The organism is Xanthomonas arboricola, from assembly GCF_002940665.1.
GTDB lineage: Bacteria > Pseudomonadota > Gammaproteobacteria > Xanthomonadales > Xanthomonadaceae > Xanthomonas > Xanthomonas arboricola_B.
In genome coordinates, this window is sequence record NZ_MIGY01000004.1 from 31,823 (window position 1) to 54,957 (window position 23,135).

The 23,135-nt window shown below is 68.2% G+C and carries 17 protein-coding genes and 1 pseudogene; 9 read left to right on the forward strand and 9 right to left on the reverse strand.

What is annotated here, in order from left to right:
- Positions 1 to 109: 109 nt before the first annotated feature.
- From purU to XarjCFBP7645_RS19985, 5 genes are all read right to left on the reverse strand, one after another.
- Entirely contained in the window at positions 110 to 961 is an 852-nt protein-coding gene (purU, locus tag XarjCFBP7645_RS19965; protein WP_016901474.1) for a formyltetrahydrofolate deformylase, read from the reverse strand.
- Positions 962 to 1,029: 68 nt separating this feature from the next.
- On the reverse strand, positions 1,030 to 1,422 hold the full coding sequence (locus XarjCFBP7645_RS19970; RefSeq protein ID WP_016901471.1) for an XVIPCD domain-containing protein: 393 nt from the start codon (positions 1,420 to 1,422) through the stop codon (positions 1,030 to 1,032).
- Between the two features lie 383 nt (positions 1,423 to 1,805).
- The gene (locus tag XarjCFBP7645_RS19975; protein WP_053046042.1) at positions 1,806 to 2,681 is read right to left on the reverse strand and encodes an NAD(P)-dependent oxidoreductase; all 876 of its coding nucleotides are present in this window, start codon (positions 2,679 to 2,681) and stop codon (positions 1,806 to 1,808) included.
- A 37-nt stretch (positions 2,682 to 2,718) separates the two neighbouring features.
- Complete coding sequence (locus tag XarjCFBP7645_RS19980; protein WP_039814051.1) at positions 2,719 to 3,837, reverse strand: NADH:flavin oxidoreductase/NADH oxidase; 1,119 nt, start codon at positions 3,835 to 3,837, stop codon at positions 2,719 to 2,721.
- A gap of 60 nt (positions 3,838 to 3,897) precedes the next feature.
- Positions 3,898 to 4,761 carry an NAD-dependent protein deacetylase gene (locus XarjCFBP7645_RS19985; protein ID WP_016901465.1) on the reverse strand — a complete coding sequence of 288 codons (864 nt, stop codon included), beginning with the start codon at positions 4,759 to 4,761 and terminating at the stop codon, positions 3,898 to 3,900.
- Between the two features lie 215 nt (positions 4,762 to 4,976).
- On the opposite strand from XarjCFBP7645_RS19985, the gene XarjCFBP7645_RS19990 reads away from it, so the two are divergent.
- On the forward strand, positions 4,977 to 5,753 hold the full coding sequence (locus XarjCFBP7645_RS19990; protein WP_016901462.1) for a response regulator transcription factor: 777 nt from the start codon (positions 4,977 to 4,979) through the stop codon (positions 5,751 to 5,753).
- Here XarjCFBP7645_RS19990 and XarjCFBP7645_RS19995 read toward each other — a convergent pair.
- Complete coding sequence (locus tag XarjCFBP7645_RS19995) at positions 5,716 to 7,089, reverse strand: sensor histidine kinase (protein ID WP_047124561.1); 1,374 nt, start codon at positions 7,087 to 7,089, stop codon at positions 5,716 to 5,718. The two genes, XarjCFBP7645_RS19990 and XarjCFBP7645_RS19995, sit on opposite strands and share 38 nt — an antisense overlap.
- A gap of 153 nt (positions 7,090 to 7,242) precedes the next feature.
- On the opposite strand from XarjCFBP7645_RS19995, the gene XarjCFBP7645_RS20000 reads away from it, so the two are divergent.
- Both XarjCFBP7645_RS20000 and XarjCFBP7645_RS20005 read left to right on the forward strand, forming a co-directional pair.
- Entirely contained in the window at positions 7,243 to 9,561 is a 2,319-nt protein-coding gene (locus XarjCFBP7645_RS20000; RefSeq protein WP_026064094.1) for a YadA family autotransporter adhesin, read from the forward strand.
- Between the two features lie 56 nt (positions 9,562 to 9,617).
- Complete coding sequence (locus XarjCFBP7645_RS20005) at positions 9,618 to 11,573, forward strand: S8 family serine peptidase (RefSeq protein WP_016901454.1); 1,956 nt, start codon at positions 9,618 to 9,620, stop codon at positions 11,571 to 11,573.
- Between the two features lie 507 nt (positions 11,574 to 12,080).
- Here the strand turns inward: XarjCFBP7645_RS20005 and XarjCFBP7645_RS20010 are convergent.
- A complete protein-coding gene (locus XarjCFBP7645_RS20010; protein ID WP_039813966.1) occupies positions 12,081 to 13,370 on the reverse strand; it encodes an MFS transporter in 1,290 nt (429 codons plus the stop codon).
- 97 nt (positions 13,371 to 13,467) lie between these two features.
- On the opposite strand from XarjCFBP7645_RS20010, the gene XarjCFBP7645_RS20015 reads away from it, so the two are divergent.
- On the forward strand, positions 13,468 to 14,355 hold the full coding sequence (locus XarjCFBP7645_RS20015; protein ID WP_053046043.1) for a LysR family transcriptional regulator: 888 nt from the start codon (positions 13,468 to 13,470) through the stop codon (positions 14,353 to 14,355).
- A 622-nt stretch (positions 14,356 to 14,977) separates the two neighbouring features.
- Positions 14,978 to 15,645: pseudogene (locus tag XarjCFBP7645_RS20020) on the forward strand (hypothetical protein).
- 18 nt (positions 15,646 to 15,663) lie between these two features.
- Here XarjCFBP7645_RS20020 and XarjCFBP7645_RS20025 read toward each other — a convergent pair.
- Positions 15,664 to 16,470, reverse strand: a complete 807-nt coding sequence (locus XarjCFBP7645_RS20025; protein WP_039511160.1) for a TatD family hydrolase — start codon at positions 16,468 to 16,470, stop codon at positions 15,664 to 15,666.
- Between the two features lie 238 nt (positions 16,471 to 16,708).
- Entirely contained in the window at positions 16,709 to 17,626 is a 918-nt protein-coding gene (locus XarjCFBP7645_RS20030) for a LysR family transcriptional regulator (protein WP_016901444.1), read from the reverse strand.
- Positions 17,627 to 17,753: 127 nt separating this feature from the next.
- On the opposite strand from XarjCFBP7645_RS20030, the gene XarjCFBP7645_RS20035 reads away from it, so the two are divergent.
- From XarjCFBP7645_RS20035 to XarjCFBP7645_RS20050, 4 genes are all read left to right on the forward strand, one after another.
- Entirely contained in the window at positions 17,754 to 18,806 is a 1,053-nt protein-coding gene (locus XarjCFBP7645_RS20035; protein ID WP_039814014.1) for an aromatic ring-hydroxylating oxygenase subunit alpha, read from the forward strand.
- A gap of 17 nt (positions 18,807 to 18,823) precedes the next feature.
- Positions 18,824 to 19,783, forward strand: coding sequence for a PDR/VanB family oxidoreductase (locus XarjCFBP7645_RS20040; RefSeq protein WP_039511156.1), 960 nt, complete (start codon positions 18,824 to 18,826; stop codon positions 19,781 to 19,783).
- A 512-nt stretch (positions 19,784 to 20,295) separates the two neighbouring features.
- Complete coding sequence (locus XarjCFBP7645_RS20045; RefSeq protein WP_039814020.1) at positions 20,296 to 21,867, forward strand: adenosine deaminase family protein; 1,572 nt, start codon at positions 20,296 to 20,298, stop codon at positions 21,865 to 21,867.
- 86 nt (positions 21,868 to 21,953) lie between these two features.
- Positions 21,954 to 23,135 (forward strand): nucleoside hydrolase, encoded by a 1,182-nt coding sequence (locus tag XarjCFBP7645_RS20050; RefSeq protein WP_039814023.1) that lies wholly within the window; start codon positions 21,954 to 21,956, stop codon positions 23,133 to 23,135.

Genomic DNA, 23,135 nt, shown 5'->3' on the forward strand with positions numbered 1-23,135 from the left:
CAAGGAGAGTGCAACGGTGGCACCAGTCCCGCGCGCTCGCTGGCCGGACCTGGCCCGACCACGACTCCATTGCGCGTGCTGCAACCGTCCGTGGGGATATGCAACGGTGCTAGCGAAACACCACCGTGCGATGGCCATTGAGCACGATGCGGTGCTCGACATGGCGACGCACCGCACGCGCAAGCACCAGCGATTCGGTATCGCTGCCCAGCCGCACCAGATCGCGCGGCGTCATCGCGTGATCCACGCGCGCCACGTCCTGTTCGATGATCGGGCCTTCGTCCAGATCTTCGGTGACGTAATGCGCAGTGGCACCGATGATCTTGACCCCGCGTGCGTGCGCCTGGTGATACGGCTGCGCGCCCTTGAAGCTGGGCAGGAAGCTGTGATGGATATTGATCGCCCGCCCCGCCAATGCGCGGCACAACGCGGGCGAAAGAATCTGCATGTAGCGCGCCAGCACCACCAGATCGATCTGCAGCGCCTCGACCAGCGCAAGCAACTGCGCTTCCTGCGCGGCGCGCGTGTCGGCGCTCACCGGCAGATGGTGGAAGGCGATGCCATAGGAGGCGGCCAGCGGCGCGAAGTCGGCGTGGTTGGACACCACCGCCGCGATATCCACCGGCAATTGCCGGCTATGCATGCGGAACAGCAGATCGTTGAGGCAATGCCCCTGCTTGCTCACCAGCACCAGCAGCCGCGCGCGGCGGCGCGCATCGTGCAGCTGCCAGTCCATCTGGAATTCATCGGCCAGCTGCGCAAAGCGGCGTTCCAGCCCGGCAATGTCGGTGCCCGGCGGTTTGTCGAAGTGCACGCGCAGGAAGAAGCGGCCACTTTCGTCGTCGCCGAACTGCTGTGCGTCGAGGATGTTGCAGGCCAGATCGAACAGCAGCCCGGTCACGCGATAGACGATGCCGGTGCGGTCGGGGCAGGACAGGGTGAGGATGTAGTCGGAGCGCATCGGCACAATGATAGCCAATGCGCCCGGCTGCGGGCGCAGTGCTTGCGCCCGTAACTTTCCGCTGCGACTCAGCGCGGCGGCAGGCGCAGCATCAGCCGCCGATTGATCTCGTCCAGTTGCGCCATCGATGCCTCCACCGAGGTCTCCATCGCTTCCTGGGTGGTGATGTGCGCACGCAGATGCGCCGGGTCGGCCAGCTCGCCACGCACCAGAAACACGTTCTCGCCCACCTCGCCGACATGCCGGCTGAGCACCACGTAATCCACCTGGTCGAAGCCATGTTGCTTGGCCAGCGGCAGCAGGCGCGCGGCCATGCGGACACTGGCCTCGTCGGTGGGTTTGTTCAACTCGGCATCGAGCGCGGCCACCGCTTCGCGGATCTGCGCGAACAGATAGTGGTCCGGATGCTCGGGGTGGTCCGGGCCCACCGGGCCCTGGTCGACGACCGGTACGGCGGTCATCGTGTACCACCGGCGCAGGTCAGTGCGCGCGGTGTGCGCTCGATCGAACCGAGCGTGATATGCAGGTGTCGCATCGCATCCTCCCTGGAGCGGCGGCTGTCACGAGCCGGCATTTTAGAAGGTCTGCTGCATGTTGAGGTGAGCAAGAGGTGGACCGTGTTGCTATGAAGCGAAGCGGCCTGAGAGTGGGGAGCAGATGGAGCCGACGGCGTGCGAAATCTGCTGCACGTGGCGTCGCCTCGCCCCCTCACCCCAACCCCTGCTCCGCGCCCCGGCCCGCGCCAGCCGCGCGGGCACTCCGAGGCACGCGCGCCAGTGACGCGCAAGCCGTGCCGCCCCGCCGGGACGGGAGAGCGGCTAGCTCCGCTTTGCGGAGGCGGCGATCAGGCCTGCCCGGCCCGCCGCGCCGATACCTCTGCCAGCACCGCCCAGTCGGCGTTGCCGTCGCCATGCGCGATGGCCTCGTCCAGCCCGGCGCGCAACAACTCGCCCAGCGGCATCGGTACCTGCTTGTCGGCGCCGGCCTGGATCGCCAGATCCACATCCTTGCGGCCCAGGGTGGCGGTGAAGCCGGCGGGCAGGTATTCGCGCTGCATGATCAGGCGGCCGTAGCCCTGGTACGCGGGCGCGGCGAACAAGGTGCTGGTGAGCATGCCCAGGAACTGGGTGGCGTCCACGCCGTGGCCGCGTGCCAGCGTGCTGGCTTCGGCCATGGCGCCGATCGCGCTGGCCAGGCAGAAGTTGGCCGCCAGCTTGACCGCATTGGCCTGCTCGGGGGTGTGGCCGATCTCCCAGGTGCGTTGACCGAGCACATCGAACATTGGCTGCACGCGCGCCAGCGCCGCCTCGTCGCCGGCGGCCAGAATGTTGAGCTTGCCGGCTTCGGCCACATCGACCCGGCCGAGTACCGGTGCGGCCACGTAGGCCACGCCGCGCTCGGCATGCAGGGCGGTCAGCTCGTGCGCCAGTGCCACCGAGATGGTGGCCATGTTGACGTGCACGCTGCCGGCCGGCAGCGCGTCCAGCACGCCTTGCTCCAGCACGGTGGCACGCACCGCGTTGTCGTCGGCCAGCATCGAAAACAGCAACGGGCCGTGCGCGGCGTCGCGCGGTGCATCCACCACCGTGGCACCTGTATCGCGCAGCGACTGCGCGCGCTCCGGCGAGCGATTCCACACACGCAGTTCGAAACCGCCGCGCAGCAGGTTGTGCGCCATCGGCAGGCCCATCGTCCCCAAGCCCAGAAATCCTATCGGCATGCGTTGTCCTTGTTCGTTATGACGTCTATCGGATGGATCAGCTGGCGAATACGCCACGCGCATCGCGTGGCTCGCAGCGCAGGTATTGCGGCGAGGGCGTGACCGATGCGCCCAGTGCGGCAGCGGCATGCCACGGCCAGCGCGGGTCGTACAGGATGCCGCGCGCCAGCGCGATCGCGTCGGCCTGGCCGTCCTGCAGGATCGCCTCGGCCTGCGCCGGCTCGGTGATCAGGCCCACACCGATCACCGGCGTGTTGACCTGCACCTTGATCTGCTGCGCAAACGGGATCTGATAGCCCGCCTGCACCGGAATCTGCTGGCGCGGATCCAGCCCGCCGCTGGAGACATGGATGTAGTGCGCACCGCGCGCATCCAGCGCCTTGGACAAGGCGATGCTCTGCTCGAGATCCCAGCCGCCCTCCACCCAATCGGTGGCAGAGATGCGCACGCCGATGGCGAGCTTGTCCGACACCGCCGCGCGCACTGCGTCGAAGATGCGCAGCGTCAGCCGCATGCGGTTTTCCAGCGAACCGCCATACGCATCGCTGCGCTGATTGCTCAGCGGCGACAGGAACTGATGCATCAGATAGCCATGCGCGGCATGCAGCTCGATCAGCGCCAGGCCCAGGCGTTCGGCGCGCCGTGCTGCATCGACAAAGGCCTGCACCACCGCATCGATGCCGGCCTGGTCCAGTGCCTGCGGCAACGGCTGACCGTCACGGAACGCCAGCGCCGATGCGGACACGGTCTGCCAGCCATGCGCGTGATCCGGCGCGATGGCCTCGCCGCCGTTCCACGGCAGATCGGTGGAGGCCTTGCGCCCGGCGTGCGCCAGTTGGATGCCGATCGGCATCGGCGACCACCGCCGGACCGAGTCCAGCACCTCGCCCAGCGCCTGCTCGGTGGCATCGTCGTACAAGCCGAGGTCGGCGTAGGAGATGCGCCCCTGTTGCTGCACCGCGGCCGCTTCCAGGATCAGCAGGCCGGCACCGGATTGCGACAAGGTGCCCAGATGGATGCGGTGCCAATCGCTGGCGCGGCCGTCCTGTGCGGAGTACTGGCACATCGGGGCGATGACGATCCGGTTGGCGAGCGCAAGCGGACCGAAGCGGATGGGGGAGAACAGCTGGCTCAAGGGGGCATCCACAGATGACACGGGGATGCCCATTGCACTGCGCCACGCGCGTGGGCACAACCGCTGCGATGGATCACTGCGTCATGCCGAACGCGCACTGGCGTCGTTGACGCTGCGTGCACGCAGTGGATCGAACGGGGTGTGCAGGAACGCCAGCGCCTGCGCGCACGACTGTTCGACCTTCAGGCTGAGCAGCTCGTCCGCGCGGGTGCGCCCGAAGTTGAGCGCGGCGATCGGCAGGCCGTTGCGTGCAGCGGTCTGCACGAAACGAAAACCCGAATACACCATCAGCGACGAGCCCACCACCAGCACCGCATCGGCCGCCTGCAGATGCGCAAATGCGCGCTCCACGCGCTCGCGCGGCACGTTCTCGCCAAAGAACACCACATCCGGCTTCAGCACACCGCCGCACACCGGGCACGGCGGCACCACAAAACTGTCGAAGGCCACATCGTCCAGGTCCGCATCGCCATCGGGCGCCTGCGCGGCGTCCAGGTCGGCCCAGCCGGGGTTGGCGTGCTCGAGCAGCAGCTGGAATTCGGTACGGGGCATGCGCCGCTCGCAACCCATGCAGCGCACCACATCGAGCCGGCCATGCAGATCGATCACCGCCTCACTGCCGGCGGCCTGATGCAGGCGGTCCACGTTTTGCGTCAGCAGCAGTTCCAGCTGGCCGCGCGCTTCCAGTGTGGCCAATGCGTGATGGGTGGCATTGGGTTGCGCCAGCCCGAAGCGCGGCCAGCCGACCAGGCTGCGCGCCCAATACCGCTGCCGCGTGGACAGCTCGCCCATGAAGGCCTGGAACGTCACCGGTTGCGGACGCTTCCAGCCGCCTTGCAGATCGCGGTAATCGGGAATGCCCGAATCGGTGCTGCAACCGGCGCCGGTGAGCACGAACAGGCGGCGATGGCGTTGCACGAAATCGCTGAGCATCGAATCGGACATGCATGTACCACCTTGACCTTGGCAACGCGGCGGATCATCGCATGCATGCCGGCATCGCACTGCGTGCTGCGGACTGGACCGCATTGAAAGCGCCCGGGAAACTGGCTACTGTCGGGCTGCCGCGCAAACGAAACCGTGTCGCGCGCGGCGCAGCATGCGCACCACCTGCGCGACGCACCGCACCGGGACTCCGACATTCATCTGTTCTTCGCATTGTGAGCAACGCCCGCCGCCCGGACGCTCCGCCGCCTGTCGCGTATGCGCCCTTGCGCGTGGCGTTGCTGGAAGACGACGACGTGCTGCGCGAGCGGGTGTTGTTGCCAGGATTGCAACGCCACGGTTTCGAAGTGATTGCGTTACGCACCATCCGGGCATTGCTTGCGCTATTGCGCAGCGCAAGCGTGGAGTTAATCGTGCTCGACATTGGCCTGCCCGATGGCGACGGTTTTGGCTTGACCCGGCAGTTGCAGGCGATGCGCCCGGCATTGGGCATCGTGATCCTGAGCGGGCGCGGCGATCAACCCGACCGGCTACGCGGGCTGAGCCAGGGCGCCGATGCGTACCTGGTCAAGCCGGTGGAGATCGAGATGCTGGCTGCCACGCTGTTCAGCGTGGCGCGGCGTCTGCCGCGAGGGGCGGCAGACGCACCGAGCGTACCCGCGACTGCCGCGCCCGATGCCTGGCAGCTGCAGGACGACGGCTGGTGCCTGTTCGCGCCAGATGGCAGCGCCGTGCCGTTGACCGGCTCGGAACGATTGGTGCTGCAGTGCCTGTGGCAGTCGTCCGGGCGGCTGGTGAGCCGCAGCGCGCTGCTGACCGCGCTGGGCGGCAGCCTGGGCATCGAGATCGATCCGCACCGGCTGGATGCATTGCTGCATCGGCTGCGCCACAAGGTGCTGGAGCGCAGCGGCACCGCATTGCCGCTGACCTCCGTGCGCGGCGCCGGCTACCTGCTCATGCCGCAGGTGCGGGCACCAACGGCAGGCTCATGACGAACTGCGTGCCTGCGCCCGGCACACTGTCCACACTCAGCAAGCCGCCGGCCTGCAGCACAAGTTCGTGCGCCACTGCCAGGCCCAGACCGGTGCCCTTGCCGACCGGCTTGGTGGTGAAGAACGGCTCGAATACCTGCGCCAATACCTCGGCCGGCATGCCGTGGCCGGTATCGACCAAGGCAATGCGGACCATCGTGTGCTGCCGCGACACCCGTACGCTGAAATTGCCGCCATCGGGCATCGCATCACGTGCATTGGCGGCGAAGTTGAGCATGACCAGGTCGAACTGGCTGCGGTCCAGACAGACCGGCACCGGCGCTGCGCAGGTGTCCACCTGCAGTCGCACGTGCGCGCCGAGCAGGTGCGCCAGCATGGGGGCGATCGCCTGCACCGCCTGCGCCGCATCGAAGTGCGTTGGCACTGCCAGATCGCGTCGGCTGAAGCTGAGCAGCTTGCCGCTGATGGTGCTGCCGCGCTGCGCGGCCAGGGCAATGCCTTCCAGCGCCTCGGCCATCGCCACGGCATCGCGCGGCGGGTCGAAGTCCAGTTCGTGCAGGCGATGGCGCTGCTCGGCGTATCCCAGGATCGCGCCGAGGATGTTGTTGAAGTCGTGCGACACGCCACTGGCCAGCTGGCCCACCGATTCGATTTTCTGCAGATGCAGCACGCGCTGCTGCGCCTGCTCGCGCTCGCGGATTTCCACCTGTAGGCGCGCCGCGGTACGCCGCGCACGGTGCAGGCTTTCGCGCAGCGCCGCCACGCTGCGATCCAGCACCAGGGTGACCATCAGATAGCTCATCGCCAGCGACGGCAGATTCTGGAACGGGCTGCGCCCGTCCTGCGGATTGCGTCCCCACGGGCTGGCCATGCCCAGCAGAAACACCAGGGCGATGCACGCATAGACGCTCCACAGCGCGCGCCGCCCGATCACCAATGCCGCCAGGGTCAGCAGCAGCAGCGGGAACGGGTCGAAGGCCTGCAATTGATAACCGAATGCCACATTGGCGATTACCGCCGAGCACAGCACCACCGTGATGAACATGCCGATCGCCGGTTTCACTGCGCCCTGGCGGATGCGCCAGATGCCGTACCAGGCCGCGAGGGCGATCGCCGCGTCGGTGCCCAGGTCCACCGCCAACTGCACGGTCGTCATCTGCAGTCTGGCGTTGAGCAGGATGTACAGCTTGTTGAGCGGGATCTCCAGGCCCAGATACAACAGCAACAGTTGCAGCGCAGGTGCATTGCGGCGATCCACCGGGTCGCGTACCGGCACCCGGCGCAACCAAACCGCTGCGCTACGCCAGCAGCGTTGCAGCCAACTCAGTGACCGCATTTGTGAAAGGCATCGCACCGGCACTGGCATGGCGGTGAGTCTAGCGTGAAACGGGCGTGAGTCTTCGCGCATTGATCGGCGAAAACCCGGCTGACTTAATCGCGGGTAAATTCCCCACCGCCGTCACCGACGGCACCAGCCCAGGTGTTTCGCATGTCTACGCTCCGTCCGTTACCGGCACCATGTCTGTCCGGCGCCGCCCCCATCGTTGCGCAATTGTCTTACAGCCTGTTGACCGCCGGCCTGTTGCTGGCGCTGGCCAGTTCGGCGGCGTTTGCGCAGACGACGCCGACCGCCGCAACAGCGGCAGTGTCCGCAGCGCCGACCGATGCCAGCACCGTGAGCGAACCGGTCGAATCGAATGACGCCACTGACCCCAACGACAATGTGACGCCGCTGTCCGCGCAGGCGGCCGAGTATTACTTCCAGGCCGAAGGGCTCAACGATGGCAGCGACAGCGCCGTGGCCGCCGGAACGCGCGCAGTGGCGGTCGGTCCGCGTGCGGACGCCAGCGGCGGTTGGGCGGTGGCCGTCGGCCATCACAGCACCGCCTCGGCGGACGCGGCCATCGCCATGGGCGACGGTGCGCTGGCAAGCGGTACCTCGTCGATCGCGATCGGCGGCAGTTTCTTCGGCAGCGGCTTCGGCGATGCGCAGGGCGCCACCAGCACCGGCTTCGGCTCGCTGGCGGTGGGCACCTTTGCCCAATCCAGCGGAGCTTCCGCCGCCGCGCTTGGCTGGGCCTCCAGTGCCGGCGGCGACAGTGCCGTGGCGGTCGGGGCTTCGGCCGATGCCAATGCCCAATACGCCACCGCGCTGGGCAGCTCCTCGCGCGCCGAGGCCGAGCAATCGCTGGCCGCCGGTTACGCCGCCACCGCCAGCGGCGTCGGTGCAATCAGCCAGGGCGGTTTCAGCACCGCGTCCGGCTTCTTCGGCATCGCCATCGGTTACGGCGCCGGCGCTACCGGCGATGGCGGGATCGCCATCGGCGATGCTGCGTCGGCGGCCGGCCAGCAGAGCGTGGCCATCGGCGCCAGCAATGCCAACATCCCCGCGCAGGCCAATGGCATCGGCAGCACCACCGTTGGCGCGGGCGCCTGGTCGCTGGCCGACTACGGCACCGCGTTGGGCTTCGACAGCCATGCCGATGCCGAACTGAGTATCGCCATCGGTGCCCACGCCATCGCCACCAGCCTGAGTAGCGTGTCGATCGGCGACAGCGCGTTTGCCGACGGCGACTACGCGCTGGCGCTGGGCTCGATCGCCAGCGCCAACGGCAGCGGTGCGGTCGCACTGGGCAGCGGCGCCACCGCGTTGGGTGAAAACACACTGGCTGTGGGCTTCAACGCCTCGGCGCCGGCATCCAACAGTGTTGCGCTGGGTGCGGGTTCCTCGGCCGAGCGCGCCGACAGCGTGGCGTTCGGCAGTGAAGGCGCCGAGCGTCAGTTGACCCATGTGGCGGCCGGCACCGCTGCCACCGATGCGGTCAACGTTTCGCAACTGCAGAGCATCGCCACTGCGCTTGGCGCCGGCTCGGTACTCGACAACGGCGTCCTGGTCGGCGGCACGTATCTGATTCAGGGCACCAGCTACGCCAGCGTCGGTGCGGCGATGACCGCCCTGGATCAGGCACTGAACGGCCTGGACAGCGGCGGCGCCAACAGCGGCACGGTCGCGGTGGGCGGCAGCGGCAGCGATGCGCAGATCGGCGCCGGTACCAACGCGGTGGCGATCGGCTCCAATGCGGTTGCCAATGGGGAAAACGGCATGGCCGTGGGCACCAGCGCACTGGCCTACGGCCCCAACGACACCGCGCTGGGCGCCAATGCCCGCGTCAATGCCGACGGCAGCACCGCCGTTGGCGCCAATACCAGCATCGCCGCCACCGCCACCAATGCGGTGGCGGTGGGCGAAAGTGCCAGCGTCGGCGCCGCCTCCGGCACCGCGATCGGCCAGGGTGCGGCGGTGAGCGCCGACAACGCCGTGGCGCTGGGCCGCAATGCGGTGGCCAACCGCGCCAACACGGTATCGGTGGGCAGTGCCGGTGCAGAGCGCCAGGTGGTCAATGTCGCCGCCGGCACGGCCGCCACCGACGCGGTCAACCTGCAACAGCTGCAGGCCGGCGACGCAGCGTCGGTGGCCACGGCCAACGCCTATACCGACAACCGCATCGACAGCTGGGACACCAACCTCGCCTCGTTGCGCAGCGACACCGACCGCCGCTTCCACAGCCTGGACCAGCGCATCGATCGCATGGGCGCGATCAGCGGTGCCTACGCGGGGATGGCAATGAACACCGCTGGCCTGTCCGGTGCCAACCGGGTGGGCGTCGGCGTCGGCTCGCAGGGCGGCGAAAGCGCGCTGGCGGTCGGTTATCAGCGTGCGCTGGGCAATCGCGCCAGCGTGTCCATCGGCGGAGCCTTCGCCGGCAACGAGAAGAGCGTGTCGGCCGGCGCCGGCTTCAGCTGGTAAGCCGCCTGCCCCCCTCGCCCGCCTGCTCCCCCCGCGTTTCTTCCAGAGACTTCTTCATGTCGAACCGTATCCCGCTCCTCGCACCGGCGCTGCTGTCCCTGTCGCTGGGCCTTGCGCTTCCCGCCGCCCACGCGCAATCGGCCTCCACGCCATTGTCGGTACTCTCCAGCGGCAGCCAATCGCGCTTTTACGATGGCCTGATCGTCACCTACCGCAACGGCAGCACCGAACGCCGCGATCCCCATGCTGCAGCCGCCAGACTGAGTATGGTCATGGCCGCGCCGGCCACCCGTACGCAGTGGTCCAGCCATTACCGCCAGAGCGCGCCCAGTTTGCAGCGGGTACGTCGGCTTGCCATCGGCGCCGATCTGGTGCGCCCCAACCGCCGCCTCAGCGATGCCCAGCTCGACAGCGTGATGCAGGCGCTGAAAGCCGATCCGTCGGTGGCGCACGTGGAACCGAACCTGCTGCTGCAGCCGATCCGCAGCACCGCCATGGCCACCGTTGCCGCAATCGCCACGCCGCCGAACGATCCGGGCTTCGAGGTGCAATGGCACCTGCGCGCGCCGGATGGTCATCTGGAAACGCTCGCACCGGACACCGCCAGCTACGCCAACCGCGGCGGCATCGATCTGCTGCCGGCCTGGCAGTACGGCGATGGCAGCGGCGTGGTGGTGGCGGTGATCGACACCGGCATCACCCAGCACCCGGATCTGGACCTGTCGCTGGCCGATGCCGGTTACGACTTCATCAGCAACGCCTTCATTTCCGGCCGTGCCAGCGATGGCCGCGTCGCCGGCGGCTGGGATACCGGCGACTGGACCAGCGACGACAAGTATCTGGAGAGCAACGGCGGTTGCGCACCGCCGGGGCAGCAGAGCGACAGCTCCTGGCACGGCACCCACGTGGCCGGCACCATCGCAATGCTGACCAACAACGCCCTGGGCATGGTGGGCATCGCGCCCCAGGCCAGGATCCTGCCGGTGCGCGCACTGGGTCATTGCGGCGGAACCACCGCCGATATCGCCGACGCCATCGTCTGGGCTTCCGGCGGCAGTGTGGCAGGCGTGCCGGACAATCCCAATCCGGCCGAAGTGATCAACATGAGCCTGGGCGGCCCTGGCATCTGCAGCAACGACACCATCACCGCGCAGGCGATCGCGGCCGCCATCGCGCGTGGCACCACCGTGGTGGTGGCCGCCGGCAACGACGGCATCGATGCCGGCGGCTCCACGCCGGCCAGTTGCCCCGGCGTGATCAACGTGGCGGCCACCGGCATCACCGGCAAGCGGGCGTTCTACTCCAGCTACGGCAACAGCGTGACCCTGGCCGGCCCGGGCGGCGGCGTGTACCCGGACGACGGCTCCAGCGGCACCGCCGTGCGCGCCGGGCTGATCTGGTCCAGCCTCAATCGCGGCACCCACGCGCCGGGCGAGCCTTCCTATGCCGGCTACTCCGGCACGTCGATGGCGGCACCGCACGTGGCCGGTGTCGCGGCATTGGCCATCAGCGCAGCGGTCGCCAACAACCAGCCGGTCCCGACACCGGCCAGGCTGCGCGAGATCCTGACCCAGACCTCGATCCCGTTCCCGGTCAAGCCAACGCTGCGCATCGGCGCCGGCATTCTCAATGCCAATGCCGCGGTCGCCCGCGCGGCCGGCGTCACCAGCGGTGGTGGCGAGCAACAGGCGGTGTTGCTCAGCCGCGGCGCGACCATCAGCGCCGTGAGCGCCACCGCTGGCGAAGGCCCGCTGTATCGCCTGGATGTGCCGGTCAATGCGCGCAATCTGCAGATCCGCACGCTCTCCGGCCGTGGTCAGGTCAAATTGTATGTGCGCACCACACGCGCACCCGGTGCCGACGGCAGCAATGCCGACTACAGCTCCACGCGACCTGGCACTACCCAGAGCGTCCAGCTGGCATTGCCGGCTACCGACAGCTACTTCATCCGCGTGGTCGGCGGCACCGGCGGTTACAGCAACCTGAGCATCATGGCGAACTACGCACTGTAGGCAGCGATGCTTGGTGTCGTTGTGTCGTTAGTCGCTTTGTCGTGTCGTACCAGATGCGACATGCGGCATGCTTTGCACAGCGGCGCGCCTGGATGCGGCGGTTTGCGGCACCCAGGCGCGCCGGCCCGATCGAGCGCCAACTGGCCGAGTTGGAGCGACGTGCGCGCTGCTGGCAACGTGGCGCGAGGGGCGGCGGAGACGACGCCTGCGCCCTCCCCTGCAATGCGGCGCAAGCACCGCAATCACGCTGCTCAGCCCGCATCGCCGCGCTCGCTCGGCGTGGTTTTGGCAGGCGGCGCGGCCACTCATCCCAGGCGACTCACACCTCTCACGCCTTTCTACCGCTCGCACCGCAGGCGCTGCCGTCGGCAACCTGCGCGAACCGGACTTTACGAATCCCGAATCCCGAATTCGCCAACCTGCCTGCCGAGCAGACGCGCATGCAACGCGCGGGGGTGTCCACGTCGGCCACGGTCACTACCCGATGATCGCGTCGGCCGCTCTGCATCACTCGCCGCGTGCAGGATGCGGCGCAAAGCGCCCGTACGGCCGCGTGTCGTCGGCGCGCTGGCGCAGCACGTAGGCCGCGGCGAAGGCGAGCGCCAGCAAGGTCAGGCACATGCCGACCAGCGCGCCCCAGCCACCGTGTTGCCAGAACCAGCCGCCAAGCGCGCCGATCACGCTGGAGCCGGCGTAATACGCCAGCAGATACAGCGATGCGGCGTGACTGCGGTGCGCACCGCCGAGCCGGCTCACCCACGCGCTGGCCGCCGAATGCGCAATGAAGAAGCCGATCGTCAGCAACACGATGCCGCCCACCACCAGCGCCAGCACATGCGCCAGGGTCAGCGCCACGCCGAGGACGCATAGCACGATGCCGGTGGTGACCACCGGGCCGCGCCCGAAACGGTCCGACGCCGCACCGGCCACCGACGAACTGACGATGCCGAACACATAGGCGCTGAAGATCATGCCGATCTGGCTCTGGCTCAGGCCGAATTCCGGCCCGCCCAGCCGGAAGCCGGCGTAGTTGTAGAGGCAGACGAACACGCCCATCAACAGGAACGGCAGCGCGAACAGGAACGGCAGGTTGCGGTCGCGCAGATGCCCGGCCCAGGCGCGCAGATGGAAGCGCAGGTTGATGCCGTGCCGGCGCACGAAGTTGCGCGACGGCGGCAGCAACCAGAAGAACGCCAGCGCGCACAGCAGGTCGAACACGCTCAACACCGCCAGTGCGGTGCGCCAGTCGTAGTGGTCGGTCAGCACGCTCATCACGATGCGCCCGCTCATGCCGCCGAAGGCATTGCCGGCCACATACAGGCCGGTGGCCGCGCCCATCTTGTTGGCCGGCAGTTCCTCGCCCAGGTACACCATCGCCACCGCCGGCACCCCGCCCAGCGCGATACCGGACAAGGTGCGCACCAGCACCAGCGCGCCCCAGTGCGGCAGGAAGGCGGCGATCAGGTTGAGCACCGCGGCCAGCGCGATCGACACGAACATCAACCCGCGCCGGCCCAGGTTCTCCGACACTGCGCCGGCGCAGAAGATCGCCAGGGCCAGCGCGCCGGTGGCCAGCGACAACGGCAGCGAGGCGGTGGCCGCATCCACGCCGAAGGCGCGCGCAAACTCCGGCAGCACCGGCTGCACGCTGTACAGCAGCGAGAAGGTGGCAAAGCCGGCCAGGAACAAGGCCAGGCGGATGCGGCCGCTGGCGGGCGCACCGGCGGCGGCTGCGTTGTCGGCAAGGCCGGTGGTGGCGCCCGGCAGGCTGCCGGTGCGGCGATCGGGAGAGGACACGGGCGCAGCATCGAGACGTGGGACGGCGAGTATTCGCCTGCGCCGACCCCCTGTCCAATATATGATTCTGGCAGTTGCCATATGCAGAACAGATAGCATGGAACTTCGCCACCTGCGCTACTTCCTGGCTGTCGCCGAGAAGGGCAACTTCACCCGCGCCGCAGCGCGGGTCGGCATCGGCCAGCCGCCGTTGAGCCAGCAGATCCAGGCGCTGGAGCGCGATCTGGGCACGCCGCTGTTTCGGCGCACCCATAGCGGCGCCGAGCTGACCCCGGCCGGCGAGGCCTTCCTGGTCGAGGTGCGCCGCGTGCTCGCCGATGTGGAGCGCGCCGCGGAAACCGCACGGCGGGTGGCGCGCGGCGAATCCGGCCGGCTGCGGCTGGGCTTCACCGCCTCGGCCGCGTTCAACCCGGTGGTGCCGCACCTGATCCGCGACTTTCGCCGGCAATGGCCGCAGGTCGAGCTGTTGCTGGAAGAAACCAACACTGCCGGACTGCTGCTGGCCCTGGCCGATGGCCGCCTGGACGCGGCCTTCGTGCGCTACGGCCTGAGCACGCCGCCCGACCTGCAACTGCTGCGCTTTGCCGACGAACCGATGAAGATCGCCGTACCCACCGCGCATCGCCTGGCCGCCCGCAACAGCGCACCACTGGCGGCGCTGGCGGGCGAGCCGTTCATCCTGTTCCCGCGCAGCTTCGGGTCCAGCCTGTACGACGAGATCCTCGCCGCCTGCCGGCAATCCGGGGTGACCCTGCGCATCACCCAGGAGGCGCCGCAGATGTCGTCCATCGTCAATCTGGTCGCCGCCGAACTGGGCGTGTCGGTCGTGCCCGCCTCCACCGCGCAGCTGCAGCTGCCCGGCGTGCGCTATCTGGATATCGAAGGCCAGATGCCGCTGGCCCGGCTGGCCCTGGCAGTCGCGCCCGGCGCCCTGGACACCGCGCCGCTGGTCCGGCATCTGTGGGCGCTGGCGGAAGTGCTGTGAGCCAGGCTGATCCTGAGCCGAGAACACCACGGTTGTTGTAGGAGCGCACTCGTGCGCGATGTGGCTCTCCCGGTAACGCCCTCGCGCACAAGTGCGCTCCTACCTGCCAACAGAAGGCCAGATGCCGCTGGCCCTGGCAGTTGCGCCGGGCGCCCTGTACATCGCGCCGCTGGTAAGGCTTCTGTGGTGCTGGCGGAAGTGCTGTGAGCCAGGCTGATCTCGAGCCGACAACACCACGGTTTTTGTAGGAGCGCACCCGTGCGCGATGTGGCTCTCCCGGTAACGCCCTCGCGCACAAGTGCGCTCCTACACCTGCCCAGGCGGAAAGATGTTGGATTGGGTTGCCTGCCACCAGCGATGGCGCTGGTTCTCTTGGGCCGAGATCTGATCAACACACCCTCAGCCACACCCGAAGCCATTGATCCTGTAGAAGCGCACATGCCCGCAATGCTGCTTGGGTGACGACATCATCGCGGCCAGGGCCTTCGCTGCAGACAGCATGCACGTTGCCGACGCGCGCAGGTGCCCTGCCGAATCCGGGCACACCATCCAGGCACACCGCTTGACCTCAACCGCGATTGAGGTCGTTCAATGCCTGCACCTTCCATCACCTGCGCCCGCCATGCATCTTCGCCATCTGTTGCTGCCCTGCCTGGACCCCGACCTCAGCCTGCGCTTCTATCGCGAGGTACTGCAGCTGCCGCAGCACGGCAACAGCATCCGCATCGGCTGGAGCAGCCTGGAATGCGTGCGGGCCAGCAGCCGGTGGGCAGCGTGCATCTGGCGTTCAACGTGGCGCCGTCGCGCTTCGACGCCGCTGCGCAATGGATCGGCGCACGCAGCAAGCTGCTTGCCGATCCACATGGCCGTCGGCAGTTTCAACTGGACGGCGTATGGCAGTCGCAATCGGTGTATTTCGCCGGCCCCGATGGCGCGGTACTCGAGTTGATCGCGCGTCGGGCGGTGCAGGATGTGGCCACCGGCGACGGCGCGTTCCACGGCGACGAGTTGCTGTGCGTGAGCGAGATCGGCTTACCCAGCAACGATGTCGCGGTGGTGACCAGCAGTGTCGCCCATCACTTCGGCGTGCGGCCGTTTGCGCCGGCGCTCGAGGGTTTTGCCGCGCTGGGCGACGATGATGGCCTATTGATCGTGGTCGATCAGGCGCGGCGCTGGTTTCCGCAGCAGCGGCAGCTGCCGTGGGCCAGCGGCGTGCGGGTCAGCGTGGATGCACCGCAACCGGGGCTGCGCTTGCGCGATGCGCAGGGCTGGGAGTTGCTGGCGGCGTGATCGCCCACGCCGCGCAGGTCATGCCGCCGCTGCAGGCGCGGGCAGACGGAAGAACGCGCGCGCCGCCGCGGTGCTGTTGGCCGCGGTCAGCGCCACGTCCTCGCCACGATCGCGCGCGAGTTCGTCGACGATATGCGACAGGAACATCGGCTCGTTGCGGCGGTCCTTGGGCATCGGCTTGAGCGTGCGCGGCAGCAGGTACGGCGCGTCGGTTTCGATCATCAAGCGGTTGGCCGGGATGTTGCGCACCAGCTCGCGCAGATGCAGGCCGCGGCGTTCGTCGCACAGCCAGCCGGTGATGCCGATGTAGTAATCGCGGTCCAGGTAGTCGAACAGTTCTTCGCGGCTGCCGGTGAAGCAATGCACCACCGCCGGGCCGAGGCGGCCATCGAAGCTGCGCATGATCGACAGGAAATCGTCGTGCGCCTCGCGCTGATGCAGGAACAGCGGCTTGCCGTTGTCGGCAGCCAGTTGCAGCTGGCGCTCGAAGGCCTTGTGCTGGGCCGGACGCGGGGCGAAATCGCGGAAATAATCCAGCCCGCATTCGCCCACCGCCACCACCTGCGGGTGCGCCTGCAGCGTGCGCATTTCGGCCTCGCATTCGGCGGTGAACTCCACTGCGTGGTGCGGGTGCACGCCGGCGGTGGCGTAGAGGAATCCGGGATGCTGCTGGGCCAGCTGCAAGGCCAGCGGCGAATGCTCGCGGCTGGCACCGGTGATCACCAATTGCGCAACGCCTGCCTCGCGTGCGCGTTGCAGCACGGCGTCGCGGTCGCGGTCGAAGGAGTCGTGGGTGAGGTTGGCGCCGATATCGATCAACTGCATGCTGCGGTGTCGTGTGGGGAGAGCCGGGCAAGTGTAACGAGTGGGGGTTGTGTGCGCTTCGCGCTTCGCGCTTCGCGTCCTTCTCCCGCCGGGAGAAGCTGGCGCGCAGCGCCGGATGCGGGTGCGAGCGGAGCCTCGCATGACCCACCACCCAATGTGGCGTCGCCCGGTCCCCTCACCCCAACCGCTCTCCCGCAGGAGAGGGGCTTTGCTCCCTTCTTCCAGGAGAGAGAGCGGTTCAACCCACCACCGGCACCACCATCGCATCGATCTTCGCCGCCAGCGCCTGGATCGTCAGCAGCGCCGAGCGCGACAGCTGCCGCTGCGGGGCCACGCACAGCGCCAGCGTCATCGGCTTGGTCAGGTGGCGGCGGAACGGCACGAACGCCAGACGGCCATCGGCCACATCCGGCGCGGCGTCCAGCCACGACATCAGGCCCACGCCGGCACCGGCGCGCACCAACCCGCGCAGCGTGCGCACATCGTTGCAGTGGGTCAGCCGCTTCACGTCGATGTGCTGGCGTTGGTACAGCACCTTGGCATGCTCGCCGACGATCAGCGGGGCGGCCGGCAGCAGCAGGCGGTGTTCCAGCGTTTCGCTCAGCTGCAGCTCGGTGCGGGTGCTGAGCGGGTGGCCGACCGGCATCGCAATCCCCAACGGGATGTCGGCAAAGGCGCGCACCTCCAGGTCCACACTGCTCACCGGGTCCAGCAGCAGGCCGATGTCCACATCGGCCGAGGTCACCATTTCCATCACCCGCTGGTTGCGCGCGGTGGACAGGTTGAAGGTGATGCCGGGGTACTCCTGCACCAGCGCCGCCACCGCCTCCGGCACCACGCCCTCGCTGAGCGCGTCGATCATGGCGATCTCCACATGCCCGCGGCGCAGCCCCTTGAGCTCGTCAAAGCGCTCCAGCGTGCGGGCGTAGGCTTTCTCCCAGCCGCGCACGTCCACCAGCAGCAGCTCGCCGGCGGCGGTCAGCCGCAGCCGGCCGGGCAGGCGCTCGAACAGCTGCGCACCCAGCTCTTCCTCGGCCTTGAGGATCTGCCGGTCGATCGCCGAGGCCGACACGTGCAGCACGTCGGAGGCCTTGCGGATGCTGCCGCAGCGGGCCACTTCGATGAAGTAACGGGTGAAGCGGGAAAAGGTCAGCATGCGGCGGGGCTCGGTTGGCGTTGCATTTTTTGCAATGGCTTGGCTGAAAATCGATGTTTGATAACACACCCCCGGCTTCCTAGAGTCAATCCGGCACCGCTCCCGCCCTACGCCAGAGACTGGACCCATGGATGTCGCCGTCCCCGCCCTGCCGCTGCACTGCACCTTCGAGGCCGCCGACTGGCAGCTCCTGGCCCAGCACTGGCACGCGGTGGCGCTGAGCAGCGAGGTCGGGCAGGCACCGTTCAAGGCCACCCTGCTGGACGAGCCGCTGGTGCTGTACCGGCTGGGCGAGGAACTGGTGGCCGCGCGCGACGTCTGCCCGCACCGCGGCGTGCCGCTGAGCATGGGCACCGCCGATGGCGGCGGCGTGGTCTGCGCCTACCACGGGCTGCGCTTCGGCTCGGGCGGGCGCTGCAACCACATCCCCGCCAGTCCCAGCCAGAACATCCCGGCCAAGATGCGCCTGCACACCTACGCGGTGGCCGAGCGCTACGGGTTGATCTGGGTGTGCCTGGCCAAACCGGCCGGCGTCAGCGCGGCCGAGGTGCAGATTCCGCCGATGCCCGGCTGGGACGAGGATGGCTTCCAGCAGATCGTCTGCCCGGCCTTCGACATCGGCGGCAGTGCCGCGCGCCAGTTGGAGGGCTTCATCGACGTGGCGCATTTCGCCTTCGTGCACACCGCCACCTTTGCCCAGCCGGACAAGCGCGAGGTGCCGGCCTACACCACCACCGAGACGCCGACCGGCTTCAATGCCGACTACCTGAGCTCGGTGGCCAATTATTCGGTGGACATGCCGCTGCCGGACGTGGACCCGGATTTCCAGTGGCTGCGCCATTTCGAGGTGCATCTGCCGTTCACCGCCACCCTCACCATCCACTTCCCGGTGCCGGGCAAGCGGCTGGTGATCATGAACGCGGCCAGCCCGGTGTCCAAGCACAAGACGCGCCTGCTGGTGCCGATCGCACGCAACTTCGATACCCATCTGCCGGTGGAGGACGTGCACGCCTTCAACCTGCGCGTGTTCGAGGAAGACCGCGCCATGGTCGAGGCGCAGCGCCCGGAATACCTGCCGCTGGACCCGCTGCTGGAAGTGCATATCCCGGCCGACCGCAGCTCCATCGCCTATCGCCGTGGCCTGCGCAGCCAGGGCTATAGCGACTTCTTCCTGCGCTGACCGCCGAGGAGCACGCCATGCAGTTGCACGAGGTCCGCGTCGCCGAGGTCTTCGACCAGGGCCATCGCCAGCGCGCGATCCGGCTGGAGCCGGTCGGCGCGGAATTGCCGGCCTTTGAGGCCGGCGCGCATGTGGACCTGCATCTGCCCGACGGCATGATCCGCCAGTACTCGATCGCCAGCGCACCGCATGTGCGCGACCACTACCTGCTGTGCGTGAAGCTGGCCGACGCCTCGCGCGGCGGCTCGCGGCATCTGTGCGAGCAACTGAGCACCGGCGACCGCCTGCGCATCTCCGCACCGCGCAACCTGTTTCCGCTGCATCCGGGCGACCGCCACGTGCTGCTGGCCGCCGGCATCGGCATCACCCCGCTGCTGTCGATGGCCGAAGCGCTGGAAGCGCGCGGCGAACCCTTCGTGCTGCACTACTACGCGCGCCGGCACGCCGACGTGGCGTTCGGGCAGCGCCTGCAGCAGGGCTTCGCGCATGGCCAGGTGCAGGTGCATCTGAGCGATGGCGGCGAGAGCCCGCGCGTGCATGTGCCCGAGGAATTGGGCCAGGCGCGTGCGCGCGACCAGCTGTACCTGTGCGGGCCGGCCGCCTTCATGGACCACTTCACGCTGCTTGCCAGGGCGCACGGCTGGACGGCGGAGCAGCTGCACCGCGAACACTTCGCCGCCGCCGAGCCCGGCATCGCCCACGCTGCCGACAGCGCCTTCGAAGTGGAGCTGGCCGCCAGCGGCCGCGTGGTGCAGGTGCCGGCCGACTGCAGCATCGCCAGTGCCCTGCTGGACGCCGGCATCGAGGTGCCGCTGTCCTGCGAGCAGGGCATGTGCGGCGCCTGCCTGACCGGCGTCCTGGCGGGCACCCCCGATCACCGCGACAGTGTGCTCAGCGATAGCGAACACGCGCAGAACCGGCAGATCACGCTGTGCTGTTCGCGTAGCCGCTCGCCGCGGCTGGTGCTGGATCTTTGAGGCGGCCTGGGTGTGGCGGATGCCTGTGCAGCGCTGCCGCGAGTGCGGCTATTCACCCATGCCGACGTTCCCGCCGATGCGATCGCTAGGCACCGCAGATGACGACGCGTTGTGCCGCCGATCGTCATGACCTGCACGCAGCCGCAGCACCTCACCCGTACATCGCGTACACGCTGCCGGAAGCGGCTTGGCCGCTGCAACGCGCTTGTTTGCGCTGCGCTGGTGTGCAGCGTCAGGCTTGGCATGCCGATGTGCGGGACGCTGCGGGAGATCCACAAGCGACGAAGAAAACCAGGTGCAGCGCTTGTCGATCCGCAGGCATTGCTGGTGGCGCGTCGCCTCATGCAGCACTAAGCCGCCTTGCAACCTCACCCAGGCGTCCACTCACCAACACGAGCTTCAGCACCAGCAAAAAACCACTCCAGTGCTGGCCGTCCACCACGCATGCAAGGCATGCTTCGCATCTACCGGCGTGATTGCGCCATTGCCGTTCTTTCCGAGCTTTCCATCGCATGTCCATCGTTCATCGCAGTCTGGTTGTGGCGCTATGCCTGCTGTTGCCCACCGCCGCCCAGGCACGCAGCCAAGCCACCCCTGCACAGCAACGCGAGCAGCAGGTGGCGCAGCTGCTGCGCACCGCCGCCGATCAGCCTGCGCAGCTGCGTGCCTGGCTGCAGGCGATGCCCAAGGGCGGCGACCTGCATAACCATCTGTCCGGCTCGGTGTATGCCGAGGACTACCTGCAGTGGGCCAGCGAGGATGGCGCCTGCGTGCAACTGGACGACCTGAGCCTGCGCGCGCCGCCGTGTGGCAACGGCCAGGAGCCGGCACGCGGCCTGGCAACGCGCAATGCCGCGCTGTATGGCCGGGTGGTGGATGCCTTGTCGATGCGCAAGTTCCTGCCCAGCCCGTCGCAACCCACCGGACACGGTCAGTTCTTCGGCACCTTCGGCAAGTTCGACGCGGTGGTACGCGCGCGCGTTGCCGACACCGTGGCCGCGGTGCTGGAGCAGGCCGCACGCGACCGTGTGCCCTATGTGGAAATCATCGCCAATCCGCCGCAGATGGACGAGGCGGCCAGACAGATGCAGTCCTTGCCCTGGAAGGGCGACGACGACGCGGCCAACCTGCGCGCCTTGCAGGATGCCTTGCCGCCGCTGGTGCAGGACGCACAACGCGCGCTTGCCGACACCGATGCCCAGGTGCGCCGCGTGCTGCACTGCGACCAGCCCGATGCGCGTCCCGGCTGCCAGGTCACCTACCGCTACGTGCCTTACGTGCTGCGCGTGTTGCCGCAGCCGATGGTGTTCGGGCAGATGGCGCTGGCGCATGCACTGATCGCCGCCGGCGGCAGCCGCGCGGTGGCGTTGAACATCGTCGCGCCCGAAGACAACCCGGTGGCGCTGGCCGATTACGCGCGGCACATGGCGATGTTCCGCTTCTTCGCCGCGCACTACCCCGACGTGCCGCTGTCCCTGCATGCCGGCGAGCTGGCCCTGGGCCTGGTGCCGCCGGCGCAACTGCGCTCGCATATCCGCCAGGCGGTGGACGCCGGTGCGCGCCGCATCGGTCATGGCGTGGATCTGCCTTATGAAGACGACGCCGACGGCCTGCTGCAGCGCATGCGCCGCCAGCAGGTCGCGGTGGAGATCAACCTCACCAGCAACGATGTGATCCTCGGCGTCAAAGGCGCCGCTCATCCGCTGGCGATGTATCTGCGCGCCGGTGTGCCGGTGGTGCTGTCCACCGACGATGCCGGCGTGTCGCGCGCGGACATGACCCACGAATATCAACGCGCGATGCAGGAACAAGGCATCGATTACCCCACGCTCAAGCAGCTCGCCCGCAATGGCCTCACCTATAGCTTCCTGCCGGGCATCAGCCTGTGGGATGCCGACGGTAACGCTGCGCAGGCCTGCGCCACCGCGTTGCAGCGCGAAACCGATGATGCTGCCTGTCGCGCATTCCGCCAGGGCAGCGAGAAGGCCCGGCTGCAATGGCAGCTGGAAACCGACCTGGCCCAGTACGAGCGCACGCTGCTGCAGGCAGGAGCGCGCCAGAGCGCGAACGGGCTTTACCGGTAACCCGCCGTCGCGCGCAGGCACGCTCCTACCAACGCCCTCGATCCATCGCCGCTGCAATGCCTTCAACCTTCCACGACAAAAGCGCAATGACCGACCCGCACGCCACCACATCCAGACGCCGCGTCATTCTCGAAGACGACATCGACGGCTTTACACCCGCGCAGCTGCTGCTGTTGCAGTCGCCCGAGGTCGAGGTGCTGGGCATCAGCGCGGTCAGCGGCAACATCTGGCGCGACGAAGTGCTGGCGCATAGCTGCCGCCTGCTGGAATTGGCCGGTCACCCCGACATCCCCGTGCTGCCCGGCCCGGTGCATCCGCTGCTCAACAGCGAACTGGCCACCGAGCGTTGGGAAGCGCTCTACGGCAAGCTGGTCTGGAAAGGTGCCTGGACCAGGCACTGGGTGGATGGCGACACCGTGCAAAGCGCGCCGCGTTATCACGCCCACGACGTGGTGCCCGACCTGCCGTTGGGCAATCCCAGCGTGGTGCGCGCGTCCGACGAGCCGGCCGCATTGTTCATGCTGCGCATGGTGCGCCAGTATCCGGGCGAGGTGAGCATCATTGCCACCGGCCCGTTGACCAATCTGGCGCTTGCGCAATCGCTGGATCCGGCCTTCGCCACGCTGGCACGCGAGCTGGTCTACATGGGCGGCAGCCTCAACCCGCGGCAGCAACGCAACAGCGTCAGCGCGCAGCAATTCGCACGCGAGTTCGTCAACTCGCCACGCCGCGAATTCAATATCCGCTGGGATCCGGAAGCGGCCAGCATCGTCATGCGCGCCCCCTGGCGCAAGATCACCATGGTGCCGGTGGACCCATCGACCGCGACCGAACTCACGCCCGACCTGCTGACGCGCATGAGCGCGGCCGACACCGGCATCGGCCATGCCTTGCGCCGCCGCGAACCGGGCTTTCCGATGTGGGACGAACTGGCCACCGCGGTGTGGCTGCGGCCCGAGCTGGCGACACGGACCGAGACGCTCTACGTCGACACCAACACCGCCTTCGATGCCGGCTACGGCGACATCCTGTCGTGGGCACCGGGGTACCAGCCGGGCCTGGGCGAGCAGGCACAGACCGTGGTGCACGCAGTGGATATCGAAGCATTCGAACAATTGCTGGTAGACCACCTCACCGCGCCGCAACCACCAGCAGTCGGCTTGCCGCTCCCCCTTCTCCCCTCGGGAGATGCTGCCCGAGGCGCGGATGAGGCTGCGGCATCCCAATCCCGACTCCCAACTAGCGAATCCCCGCTCCCAACCAGGTGA